Raw genomic sequence first — 12013 nt, 5'->3', positions numbered from 1 at the left:
CTCTGGTGGACCTGTTGTGGCGCCAGCCGCAGTGCAGGGTAGCTATGTTCGGTCGGGATAACCGCTGAAGGCATCTAAGCGGGAAACCCCCCTTGAAACGAGAACTCCCTCGAGAGCCGTGGAAGACGACCACGTGGATAGGCTGGATGTGCAAGCGCGGTAACGCGCTGAGCTGACCAGTACTAATCGCTCGATCGGCTTGATCGCTCTCATGATCCGTGTCCGGATCAGACACATGAACAACCACACACGATGAAGACGTGAGAACCAGCCATCCGGCTGCCACTCGCAAAAACATGCTTGCCGAACGCGACGTGCTTGGCCGGTCTGGTGGTCAGAGCGGGGTGATCAGAACCCGATCCCATCTCGAACTCGGCCGTTAACCGCCCCAGCGCCCATGGTACTGTGTCTCAAGACACGGGAGAGTCGGTCACCGCCAGACCTGCCAAGCACGTACACCTTCCCTCGACACGATCCGAACCACGAAGCCCGCCAGGCGTAAGTCTGGCGGGCTTCGTCGCGTTCGGTCAGCTTCTTGCGCTCTCGGTACCGGTTGCGAGGATCCGCTTGAGCCCGCCTTCCGCGTGTCCGGTCCTGGGCCGGAATGCATCGACCGAAGCTTGGCACCTCCCTCGCCGATTAGGCGAGGGAGGTGAAAGTATCGAGTGCGGCATCGATCGATCCGATGGGTGCCGTCAGGCGCCGGCGATCTTGTCCTGCGTCTTCGTGTCGAAATCGCTTGCGTCGTGGCGCTCGTGAAGCTGGTCGGCCGGGTCGCCGGTGATGCGGTTGACCTTGCGCCCGCGCTGCACCGCCGGCCGGGACAAGATCTGGTCGGCCCAGCGCACGACGTTGCGATAGCTCTGGACATCGAGGAACTCGGCCGCCTCGTAGAGCCAGCCCTTCACCACGCCGCCGTACCAGGGCCAGATTGCCATGTCGGCGATCGTGTAGGCGTCGCCCGCCACGAACTCGTGCTCGGACAGGCGCCGGTCGAGCACGTCGAGCTGACGCTTCGACTCCATCGCGTAACGGTTGATCGGATACTCGAACTTCGTCGGCGCGTAAGCGTAGAAGTGCCCGAAGCCGCCGCCGAGGAAGGGCGCCGAGCCCATCTGCCAGAACAGCCACGACAGCGTCTCGGCCCGCGCCGCCGGCTCGGTCGGCAGGAAGGCGCCGAACTTCTCGGCGAGATAGGTCAGGATGGCGCCCGACTCGAACACCCGGACCGGCGCGGCGCCGCTGCGGTCGACGAGGGCGGGGATCTTCGAGTTCGGGTTGGCCTCGACGAAGCCGGAGCCGAACTGGTCGCCGTCGCCGATGCGGATGAGCCAGGCGTCGTACTCGGCGCCGGCATGGCCGAGCGCCAGCAACTCCTCCAGCAGGATCGTGACTTTCTGGCCGTTCGGCGTGCCGAGCGAGTAGAGCTGGAGCGGGTTCTTGCCAACGGGCAGCGGCTTCTCGTGGGTCGCTCCCGCGATCGGTCGGTTGATGCTGGCGAAGCGGCCGCCGCTCTCCTTGTCCCAGGTCCAGACCTTCGGTGGCACGTAATCGGCTCGCTCGCTCATGGGCGCTCTCTCCGGTGTTGCGAGGCAACAGATAGGCACGCCACCGGCTCGGGGAGAGGGGTTCTGCTCCGAGATTTCGGGCGCCAGAGACGCGCATCGAGGTGCGGACCGGGCGGCTGACGCGTCCGGGACCGTGCGAACCAGAATCGGCCGTGCCCGATCGAGCGCTCCCCGGGGCCTATTGTCCCCCTCCCGGCATTGTGTTTTCTCGACCCGGACGCCGTCCCCCGGCGGACCCGCGTCCGGGCGCCACGAGCGCCCGGTGGATTTGCGTCCGACCGGTTTCGAAGAGCATTGCCCGATGAACAGTTTGAAATTCGGCACCTCCGGGCTGCGCGGCCTGGTGACGGACCTGACCGGGCGGCCCAGCTTCGCCTATGCCGCCGCGTTCTTCGCCTCCGTCGGCGCCGAGCCGGGCATGCGCCGCGAGGTGGTGATCGGGCGCGATTTGCGCGCCAGCAGCGCGGGAATCGCCGCCACGGTCGCCACCGCGGCGGCCGCGGCCGGCCTGACCGCCATCGATTGCGGCCCGCTGCCGACCCCGGCCCTCGCGCTCGAGGCGGCGCGGCGCGGCAGCCTCGCCGTCATGGTCACCGGCAGCCACATCCCGGACGACCGCAACGGCCTGAAGTTCTACCGCCCCGACGGCGAGATCACCAAGGCCGACGAGGCCGCCATCCTGGGCGCCCTCGGCGACATCGCCGATCCGGCGCCCCTCCCCCCGGCCGTCCCGGCCGAGCCGGAGCCGGACGCGATCGCGCGCTACCGCCGCCGCTACCTCGACGTCTTCGCCCCGGACATCCTGGCCGGCCTCACGATCGCGGTCTACCAGCAGAGCTCGGTCGCCCGCGATGTCCTCGTCGACGTGCTGTCGGCGCTCGGCGCGGACGCCGTGGCGATCGGCCGGTCCGAGACGTTCGTGCCGATCGACACCGAGGCCCATCGCCCGCAGGACGTCGCGTTCATCCGCGAGGCCATGGCCTCCGGCGCGTTCGATGCGCTCGTCACCACCGACGGCGACGCCGACCGCCCCCTCGTCGCCGATGCAAGCGGCCGCATCCTGCGCGGCGACGTCCTCGGCCTGATCACCGCCCGGTATCTCGGCGCCGACGCCGTCGTGGTGCCGGTGACGGCCGGCTCGGCCATCGAGCGCGCGGGCGGCTTCCGGCGCGTGCTGCGCACCCGGGTCGGCTCGCCCTTCGTGATCGCCGGCATGGAACGGGCGGCGCGGGACGGGGCGAGGATCGTCTGCGGCTTCGAGGCCAATGGCGGCTTCCTCGCCGGGTCGGACAGCCCGATCGGCGCCGAGGCCGGCGGCAAGGTCCTCCCGGCCCTGCCGACCCGCGACGCGGTGCTGCCGATCCTCGCGACCCTGGCGGCGGCCCGGGAGGCCGGCACGCCGCTGGCCGACCTCGTGGCCGCGCTCGACGTGGGCGAGACGGCGAGCGACCGTCTCCCCGATACGCCCTCCGAGCGGAGCGGGGCGTTCCTGCGCAAGCTCGCGGAGGAGGCGTTCCGCCGCGACTTCCTCCGCCCCGTCGGTCAGCCGCACGGCGTCGACGAGCAGGACGGGGTCCGGATCGGGCTCGACGGCGACCGGTCGATCCATTTCCGCGCCTCGGGCAACGCCCCCGAGCTGCGCTGCTACGCCGAGGCGAAGTCGGCCCGCGACGCCGAGGAACTGGTGCGGTGGGGCCTCGCCGCCGCGGCCGCCGCGATGGGCCGGACGGCCTGACCCGGTCCGTCACGGGGATAGGGGTCCGCCCCTATCCCGGGACCGCCACGGCGGCGGACCACGGCGAGGCGACGTCGCTGCACCCGGTCGCGACGTCGCCGTCGAGCCGGATCAGGTTGGGGCAGGCGAAGTTGATCGGGATCACGCCGTGCTCGACGAGCTCGACGGGCCCCGCGGCGGCGAGGGCGTCGCGGATCGCCGGCGTCAGCCGAAGATCCGCGCTCGTCCCCTCCGGGCCCGACACGTCGATGCGCGGAAGATGGGCCGCCATCCCCGGATCCATCCCGAAATCGAGCAGGAAGGCGAGGGTCTGGTAGACGCTCGCCAGGATGCGCCGGCCGCCGGAGGCGCCGCCCGCGAGCCGGGGCCCCTCCCCGCCGCGCGGCGTCACGATCACCGGGCACATGTTGCAGAGCGGGCGCGTTCCGGGCGCGATCGGGTTGGCGCTGCCGGGCCGCGGATCGAACCACATCATCCCGTTGTTCATCAGGATGCCGGTCCGCGGCAGGACGACCCGGCTCCCCATCGAGGACAGGAGGGTCGACGTCATAGACACCATCATGCCGTCCCGGTCCACGACGGTGAGGTGGGTGGTGCAGGTGTCGCCGGGCTCGGTGGCGGCGCCCAGTCCGGCCAGGCGCCGGCCGTAGGCCTCCCGCATGACGCTCGAGAGGCTCGCGAACCAGGCCGCGTCTGGGCCGCCCGGCGAGCAGGGGACCGGCGCCATCCCGGACACGACCTCGGCCAGCGTCGGCGCGGCGGTCAGGCCGCCGGCCGTGTGGACGAGATGGTCGCCGCGCCAGGCGATCGTGGGTGCCTCGCGCAGCACCGCCCGGTAGCCGGCCATGTCCTCCCGGTCGAGGACGCCGCCGAGCGCCGCGACGTCGGCGACGAGATCGGCGGCGACCGCGCCCTCGTAGAAATCCCGCAGGCCCGCCTCCGCCAGCCGCTCCAGCGTGTCGGCGAGGCGCCCCAGGGGCAGGAAGCCGGGCGTGCCCTGGTAGGGCGCCACCGGCGGCAGCCCGCCCGGCAGGTAGAGCCGGGCGCTCTCCTCGTAGAGCCGCAGCACCGAGGCCGAGGCGGCGATCTTGAGCGTGGTGAACCAGTCCTGGGCGAGCCCCCGGCGCGCGAGCCGCAGGGCCGGCGCGAGGAGGGCGGCCACCGGGCCGCCGGTCCCGAACGCGTCGTGCAGCTGCCCGTAGCCCGCGACCGCCGACGGGATGCAGAACGAGAGCGGACCGTGGACGTTGCGGTCGCCCTCGACCTCCGGCCAGGTGAACAGGTCGCGCTTCGTCCGGCCCGTGAGCGGATAATCCTCGGCCCGGGCGTTGCGGCTCGAGACCGGCCCGAAATCGACGACCGTCGCCCGGGTCGCGCCGGGCGGCAGCACGAGGGCGAAGCCGATGCCCCCGAGCCCGCTGTTCCACGGCTCGACCGCCGCGAGGGCGAAGGCGGTGGCGACCGCGGCATCGGCGGCGTTGCCGCCCGCCGCCAGGATCGCGGCCCCGGCCTCGGCGGCCTCCCGGTTCTGGGCGACGACGAGCCCGTGCCGGCCCGACGCGACCGGCTTCGTCAGGACCCAGTTCTGGGTCCGGTAGGGTGCGTGATCGTGAACCGGCATCCGTGTCCCCTGGCCTTCCCCGCGGCGTAGCAGTGTGGCGGCTCGCACGCATCGGGCCAAGGGAGGGTGCGGGGTGCTTGGGCAAGAGCGCTGGGGCAAGAGCGCTGGGGCAAGAGCGCTGGGGCAAGAGTGGGCCGGCGAGGACGCGCCGCCGGGCTGGTCGACCGGTTTAGCGCATGGACCGGAGTGCTCGATCGTCCGGCGCAGGAGGGCCGAACGTGCGGGGTCGGCGCCGTGAAAAGGAATAAAATCTTTCAAACGTCGTCGAACGCCCGCCACTGACCGGCGAAATGACCGGAAACACCGCGAAAAGCGTCGGATACCTCGACTTTTCACGATTCGGTTTGAACGCGTGTTAGGCCATCAAGTCCATCCTCGCCGACGGTGAGACGTGGGGTCTCGTCGGGCGGGAGGTGTCGGATGCGGTGTGGGATCGGACGTTCCAGCTCGCATGCGTGCGACGCTCGCCGTCGAGGCGGACCGGTGCCCGCCGACATGCCCGGGCTCCTCCCCGACCGGCCTCGGCGCGACGGCGCCGGGCCGTCGCTTCGAACGGACGCCATGCCGTGAGCCCCACCGACACGTCCCCTGCGGCTGCTCTCGCCCGCCCAGACCGCCGGGTCGACGACGCCTCCGGCTCGGGCAATCACCGACTTCGCCACGAGACCCGCGTGGCGATGCTCGGCGAGACGCTGCAGCTCGCGAACTACTCCGCCGTCACCCAGGCCGCGGTGGCGGTAGCGCTCGCCTACATGTTCTGGGACATCGCCGCCCATGCCTATCTGCTGGGCCTGGCCGGGGCGGTGATCCTCCTGTGCGCCCTCACGGTGGCGGCGGCCCGGCGCTATCGCGGCACCTTCGGAGCCGGGGCGAGCGAGCACGCGGTGCGGCGGGGCTTCGCCGTCTCGAAGCTGCTCGCCTTCGCACTCGGCCTGTCCTGGGCCAGCATGCCGGCGGTGCTGCTGCCGGGCATGGACAACGCCTACCGGGTCATCCTGGTGGCGGTCTGCGCCGGACTCGTGTCGGACGCCTACGTCGTCGGCCCGATCTTCGGCGTCGCGTTCCTGCTCGCCGCGCCCGTGGTCGCCGGCTTGTTCGTCGGCCTGATCGGCTGCGAGGCGCCGGTGGGCCAGTACATCGCGATCCTGCTCGCGGTCTACGCGGCGTTCGTGTTCCTCAGCGCGCGCCGCATGTGCCGGCTGTCGTACCAGCGCCTGTGGGACCGGGCGGTGGTGCAGGAGCAGAGCGAGACCATCGGCCTGCTGCTGAAGGATTTCGAGGAGGGCGCGAGCGACTGGCTCTGGGAGACGGACGGGACCGGGCGCCTGCACCATTCCCGCCGCCGCTTCGCCGGCCTGCTCGGCCGGGACCGCGAGGACCTGGAGGCCGAGGATCTCAACGTCCTGGCGGTCCTGCGCGAGTTTGCGGCCGAGGGGGCGGCGCGCGGGGACGTCGAGGCGGTCATCGCCGCCGTCCAGGCCCGGCTGCCGTTCAGGGACCTCACGGTCAGCCTTCGCACCGCGCAGGGGACGCGCTGGTGGACGCTCAACGGAAAACCCGCCTTCGATCGGCAGGGCACTTTCCTCGGCTATCGCGGCGTCGGCTCCGACGTGACCGCGAGCCGGGCGGCGCAGGCCCGCATCGCCTTCCTGGCCGGCCACGACGCCCTGACGGGACTGCCCAACCGGACCAGCTTCCAGGGCGCGCTCGAGGATGTCTGTCGCGAGGCCGGCGCCGCCGAGCCCCGCTCCGCCCTGTTCTACCTCGACCTCGACGGCTTCAAGGCCGTCAACGACACCTGCGGCCACCTCGTCGGCGACCGGCTCCTGAAGGCGGTGGCGGCGCGCCTGCTCGCCGTCTGCGGCCCGCACGGCGCGTTCCGCCTCGGCGGCGACGAGTTCGCGGTGATCGTCCGCGACGCGGAGCGCGCCGGGTCGGAGGCGCTGGCCTCGCGGATCGTGGCCGAGCTGCGTCGCCCGTACCGGATCGACGAGGCGCTGCTGGAGGTCGGCGTCAGCGTCGGCATCGCCGCCGTGCCCGATGACGCGCTCGACGCCTCGAGCCTCCTCCTGCGCGCCGACCTCGCCCTCTACGCCGCCAAGGCCGACGGCAAGGGCTGCTGGCGGACCTTCGATCCGGCGCTCGAGGAGAAGGCCCAGCACCACCGCCAGCTCGACCTCGACATGCGGGAGGCGCTCGCCGCCGACGCGATGGAGCTGCATTACCAGCCGCTGGTCGACCTGCGCAGCGGGCGCGTCGCGGGCTTCGAAGCGCTGCTGCGCTGGAACAAGCCGGGGCACGGTTGGGTCTCGCCGGGCGAGGTCATCCCGGTCGCCGAAGCCACCGGCTTCATCGTCGAGATCGGCCGCTGGGCGCTCCGGCGCGCCTGCGCCGACGCCCTCGCCTGGGACGGCTTGCGGGTCGCGGTCAACATCTCGTCCATCCACGTGCGCATGCCGGGCTTCCACGAGGAGGTCGCCACGGTGCTGCGCGAGACCGGGCTGCGGCCCGACCTCCTCGAGATCGAGATCACGGAATCGGTGCTCCTCGACCACGGGGCGGAGGTGCTGGAGAACCTGAACCGCCTGCGCGCCCAGGGCGTGCGCATCGCGCTCGACGATTTCGGCACCGGGTACTCGTCCCTGAGCTACCTGACCGAGTTCCCGTTCGACAAGGTGAAGGTCGACCGCTCCTTCGTGCGCGACCTGCAGGGCCGGCCCGAGAAGGTCGCCGTGGTCGAGGCCATCGCCCGGATGGCGCGGGCCCTGTCGATGACGGTGACGGTCGAGGGCGTCGAGACCCGCCAGCAGCTCGACGTCCTGCGGGACAAGCGCTGCGACGTCGCGCAGGGCTTCCTCTACAGCCCGGCGCGGCCGGCTTCCGAGGTCGCGGCCCTCGTCGCGCGGATCGAGGGCGGCGGCCTTCCGCCGCGCGAGGGCGACCCGCCCGCCGCCCGCCCGGCCCTGCCGCTCGCCCGCGCCTCCTGACCGGAGCGGTTCGCCGCCGGGGAGGATTCGGGACGAGGCGGGATCCGGGCTCCCGTGCCGTCCCCGTCCCGGAATCCGCCCCGGCGACGGGCGCTCGCAGCGGACGCATCCGCGACGTCGTCAGAGCGCGATCATCTCGCGGATGCGCGCCGCGAGCACGTCGACCGCGAACGGCTTCGTCAGCACCGCCATGCCGGGCTCGATCCGGTCGTTGTCGAACAGGGCGGTCTCGGCGAAGCCGGTGATGAACAGGACCTTTAGGCCCGGCCGGCTCGCCCGGGCGGCGTCCGCCAGCTGGCGCCCGTTCATGCCGCCGGGCAGGCCCACGTCGGTCACCAGCAGGTCGACGCGCGCGTCCGACTGGAGCACCCGCAGGCCGCCGGCCCCGTCGGTGGCCTCGACCGCGGTGTAGCCGAGTTCGCTCAGGACGTCGGTCACGAGCATCCGCAGGGTCGGCTCGTCGTCGACGATCAGCACGGTCTCGCCGGCCACGGCCGGGGCCATCGGGCGCCGCTCGGGGACGGATCCGTCCCCGTCGGCCTCGCCGCAATGCCGCGGCAGGTAGAGGCACACCGTCGTGCCGGCGCCGATCTCGGAGGCGATCCGCACCTGCCCGCCCGACTGCTTGGCGAAGCCGTAGATCATCGACAGGCCGAGCCCGGTCCCCTCGCCCATCGGCTTGGTGGTGAAGAACGGGTCGAACGCCCGGGCGACGACCTCGGGCGGCATGCCGGCGCCGATATCCGACACGCACAGGGACAGGTACTGCCCCTCCGGCATGTCCTGCGCCTCGGCCTGGCGGCGGTCGATCCAGCGGTTCTGGGTCTCGATCACGATCCGGCCGCCGTCCGGCATCGCGTCCCGGGCGTTGATGCACAGGTTCAGGAGCGAGTTCTCGAGCTGCGAGGGGTCGACCAGCGCGGGCCAGAGGTCGTCCGCCCCCGCATGCCGTACGTCGATGCCCGGGCCAACGGTGCGCTGGACCAGGTCGAGCATCCCGTCCACCAGCCGGTTCACGTCGACGGCCCGGGGCGCCAGCGTCTGGCGGCGCGAGAAGGCGAGGAGGCGATGGGTCAGCGCCGCCGCCCGCTTCGAGGCCCCCTGCGCGGCGGCGATGTATTTCGCCACGTCCTTGGAGCGGCCCTGGGCGATGCGGGCCTCGATCAGCTCCAGCGAGCCCGAGATCGCCGCCAGCAGGTTGTTGAAGTCGTGGGCGAGCCCGCCGGTGAGCTGGCCCACCGCCTCCATCTTCTGCGACTGGCGCAGCACCTCCTCCATACGGGCGCGCTCCTCGCCGGCCTGGCGCAGGCGGTCGGCCGCCTCCCGCAGGTCCCGCGTCCGGTCCTGGACCCGGGCCTCCAGCGAGGCGTTGAGGCGGCGGATCTCGTCCTGCGTGCGGCGCTGGCGGAACGCGGCGAAGCCGAGGAGCGCGGTGGCGAGCAGGCCGCCGCCGCCGATCAGCCAGACCTCCGACAGGGCCGAGGCGCGCCGCGGGGAGAGACGCTGCTCGAATCTCACCGTCCAGGTGCGGCCGCCGAGCTGCAGCGTCGCCTCGCGCGTCAGCCGTCCCGCCACGGCGTCCGTGGCGCGCGCGGACCGGTGCAGCAGCGTCGCTTCGTCCGGGGCACCATCGTAGATCGCGAAGGCCGCGTCCTCCTCGGCCCTGGCCGCCACGATGCTGTTGAACAGGTCGTTGGCCCGGAACGCGCCGAAGACGAAGCCGAGGAAGCGGCGGCGGCGCTCGGCGAGATCGGAGGGCACGCCGCCGCCGGCATAGACCGGCATGGCGACGAGGAAGCCCGCCTGCTTGTTCGCGTCGATCTCCTGCACGAGCTGGATGCGCGCCGAGGCGGCCGGCTGGCCGCTGTCGCGGGCCCGCTCGACCATGTCGCGCCGGGGACCGGGTCGGACATCACGTCGTAGCCGATGGCGGCCTGGTTGCGCGGGTTCGGCGGCTCGGCGAACAGGACCGGGCTGATCAGCGGGTTGTCGGTCGACGGGCGGACGCGAAAGCCCGGCACGCCCAAAGCCTCGGCCCTCGCGGCGAACCGCTCGCGCTCGGCGGCCGGCAGGGTCGGGGTGAAGCCGATGCCGAGGAAGCCGGGATACAGGCTCTGGAACTCGATGCGGTCGACATACGCCCGGAACTCGGCCAGCGTGACGGCGTCGCCGTGGGCGGCGAACAGGCCGGCGCCGCCGCGCAGGAGCGCGGCATAGGTGCGGAACTGATCCTCGACCGAGCGCAGCTCGATCTCGGTCGCGTGCAGGAAGGTCAGGCGGTCCCGCGTCGTCGCCGCCCGCCAGGTCGCGGCGGTGCCCAGCCCCGTGGCGAGCAGGCCCACGGCGAGGATCGCGTGCGGGATCCAGCGCCACGCCCGCGGTGCCGGCGGTCGCGCAGGAGCCGGCGTCTCGTCGTGGACCTGCGGGAGGGAAGGGTCGTGCAAGGACGGGGACCGGGCAAGTGGGACGGCGCGTCGTGCAGGGCTTGGGACCTGCCGGGCCGCCCCATGATGCCGACGCCGACGCGGTTTAGCGAGCCGCGGACGACGCACCGTCCACTATCCGACCGACCGGGACCCGTTTCGCGGAGCCGGACGCGCCGGGGCGCCCGGACCCGACGCCAGAACGAGATGTCCGATGCCGCATCGCACGGTCCACGACACTGAGACCGTGGCGGCCGTCCGAGGGCTTTCCGAGAAGGCTCGCCCCCTTTCCCGGACGACTGGAGCGTCAGCGGAAGAAGATCCGGGATCCAGCACAGGATGTGCCGCGAAGCGGCTCGGCATGCTGCACCGTTGCAGACGCACGGACGCTTCGCGGCTTGTCGTGCTGGATCCCGGATCTCCTTCCGCTTCGCTGCAGTCGTCCGGGAAAGGGGTTGGCCCAGGATGAGCCGGGGAACTCGGCTAGGGCCAGTGTCGTGTGCCGTGGCCGCATCGACGGCCCCGGGGCGTGGTCGTTGATGCGGCATGAGAATCATCGGAACATCTTCATAAGATAGATAAATTCCGGGAGGCGGATCGATGAAGGTGTCGGACATGCGCCCGCTCAAGCGGGCGGGCCTCGCGCTCACGGCCCTCGGCCTCGGCACCGCGCCGCTCGGCGGGCTCTATGCCCCGGTGGCGCTGGCGGATGCCCGCGCCACGATCGATGCGGCCCTCGCGGCGGGCATCCGCCACGTCGACACGGCGCCGATGTACGGGCTCGGACGCGCCGAGCACCTCGTCGGCGAGCGCCTGCGCGAGGAGGATCCGGCCGGGCTCGTCGTCTCGACCAAGGTCGGACGGCTGATGGGCGTCGAGCGTCCCGGACGGCCGCTGCCGCCGGAGGCGGCCCGCAACGCATTCGATTCCGGCTGGCACAACGGCCTCTCGTTCCGGGAGATCTTCGACTATTCCTACGACGCGATCCTGCGCTCCTACGACGATTCCCGCCAGCGCACCGGCCTGTCGAAGCTCGACCTCCTGTTCGTCCACGACATCGGCCGCGTCACTCACGGCGAGGCGCATGCGCATCACTGGAACGCGCTCACCCGGGGCGGCGGCTTCCGGGCCCTCGCGGAGCTGCGCGCGGCCGGGCTGATCGCCGGGTTCGGCCTCGGCGTCAACGAGACCGGGGCGATCGTCGAGGCGATGGAGGAGGCCGACCTCGACGTCTGCCTGCTCGCCGGCCGCTACACCCTCCTCGACGGCTCGGCGGCGCAGGCGCTGCTGCCCAAGGCGCTCGCCCGGGACGTCGCCCTGGTGATGGGCGGGGTTCTCAACTCCGGCATCCTCGCCGCCACCGGCTCGGGCCGCAGAACGTACGACTACGTCGACGCGCCACCCGCGATCCTCGCCAAGGCCGAGGCGCTGGAGGCGGAATGCCGGGCGTTCGGCGTGCCCCGGCCGGCGGCCGCGATCCAGTTCCCGCTGCGCCATCCGGCCACCGCCAACGTGGTCGTCGGCGCCAGGAGCGCGGCGGAGCTGCGCCAGGCCGTGGCGTGGTTCGAGCAACCGATCCCCGACGGGCTGTGGCGGAGCCTGGAGAACAAGGGGTTGATCGCCGCGCCGTAAGGCCCCTCCCGCCCGGGGACCGGGCCGGCGGTCGCGTTGCCCGGCTC

5 protein-coding genes, 2 rRNA genes and 2 pseudogenes are annotated in these 12013 nt (G+C 72.3%); 5 read left to right on the top strand and 4 right to left on the bottom strand.

Annotated features, from left to right (window positions below):
• Together BMX97_RS23880 and rrf are read left to right on the top strand one after the other, a co-directional pair.
• Positions 1-207, top strand: a 23S ribosomal RNA gene (locus BMX97_RS23880); the annotation flags it as partial.
• A 119-nt stretch (positions 208-326) separates the two neighbouring features.
• Positions 327-442 (top strand): 5S ribosomal RNA (gene rrf / locus BMX97_RS23875).
• Between the two features lie 253 nt (positions 443-695).
• On the opposite strand, the gene yghU is transcribed toward rrf, so the two are convergent.
• On the bottom strand, positions 696-1568 hold the full coding sequence (gene yghU, locus BMX97_RS23870; RefSeq protein ID WP_091753709.1) for a glutathione-dependent disulfide-bond oxidoreductase: 873 nt from the start codon (positions 1566-1568) through the stop codon (positions 696-698).
• Positions 1569-1869: 301 nt separating this feature from the next.
• Between yghU and BMX97_RS23865 the strand changes: the two genes are divergently transcribed.
• Positions 1870-3303 (top strand): phosphohexomutase domain-containing protein, encoded by a 1434-nt coding sequence (locus BMX97_RS23865; RefSeq protein ID WP_091753708.1) that lies wholly within the window; start codon positions 1870-1872, stop codon positions 3301-3303.
• A 31-nt stretch (positions 3304-3334) separates the two neighbouring features.
• Here the strand turns inward: BMX97_RS23865 and BMX97_RS23860 are convergent, their stop codons facing one another.
• Positions 3335-4924 (bottom strand): gamma-glutamyltransferase, encoded by a 1590-nt coding sequence (locus BMX97_RS23860; protein WP_091753707.1) that lies wholly within the window; start codon positions 4922-4924, stop codon positions 3335-3337.
• 677 nt (positions 4925-5601) lie between these two features.
• On the opposite strand from BMX97_RS23860, the gene BMX97_RS23855 reads away from it, so the two are divergent.
• Positions 5602-7911 (top strand): putative bifunctional diguanylate cyclase/phosphodiesterase, encoded by a 2310-nt coding sequence (locus BMX97_RS23855; RefSeq protein WP_091753721.1) that lies wholly within the window; start codon positions 5602-5604, stop codon positions 7909-7911.
• 120 nt (positions 7912-8031) lie between these two features.
• Here the strand turns inward: BMX97_RS23855 and BMX97_RS33900 are convergent.
• Positions 8032-9801, bottom strand: a pseudogene (locus BMX97_RS33900) (CHASE domain-containing protein); the annotation flags it as partial.
• Positions 9802-9926: 125 nt separating this feature from the next.
• Positions 9927-10253: pseudogene (locus BMX97_RS34245) on the bottom strand (CHASE domain-containing protein); the annotation flags it as partial.
• 681 nt (positions 10254-10934) lie between these two features.
• Here BMX97_RS34245 and BMX97_RS23845 point away from each other — a divergent pair.
• A complete protein-coding gene (locus tag BMX97_RS23845; RefSeq protein WP_091753706.1) occupies positions 10935-11966 on the top strand; it encodes an aldo/keto reductase in 1032 nt (343 codons plus the stop codon).
• Positions 11967-12013 lie beyond the last annotated feature (47 nt).

The sequence above is a fragment of the Methylobacterium sp. ap11 genome (assembly GCF_900110515.1).
Classification (GTDB): Bacteria; Pseudomonadota; Alphaproteobacteria; order Rhizobiales; family Beijerinckiaceae; genus Methylobacterium; species Methylobacterium ajmalii.
Note: the sequence above shows the minus strand (reverse complement) of the source record. Positions and strands in the feature narration are given on the sequence as shown.

Excerpts from the sequence above, each read along its gene's own strand:
- yghU (WP_091753709.1), bottom strand. The coding sequence starts at position 1,568 with ATGAGCGAGCGAGCCGATTACGTGCCACCGAAGGTCTGGACCTGGGAC.
- BMX97_RS23865 (WP_091753708.1), top strand. The coding sequence starts at position 1,870 with ATGAACAGTTTGAAATTCGGCACCTCCGGGCTGCGCGGCCTGGTGACG.
- BMX97_RS23860 (WP_091753707.1), bottom strand. The coding sequence starts at position 4,924 with ATGCCGGTTCACGATCACGCACCCTACCGGACCCAGAACTGGGTCCTG.
- BMX97_RS23855 (WP_091753721.1), top strand. The coding sequence starts at position 5,602 with ATGCTCGGCGAGACGCTGCAGCTCGCGAACTACTCCGCCGTCACCCAG.
- BMX97_RS23845 (WP_091753706.1), top strand. The coding sequence starts at position 10,935 with ATGAAGGTGTCGGACATGCGCCCGCTCAAGCGGGCGGGCCTCGCGCTC.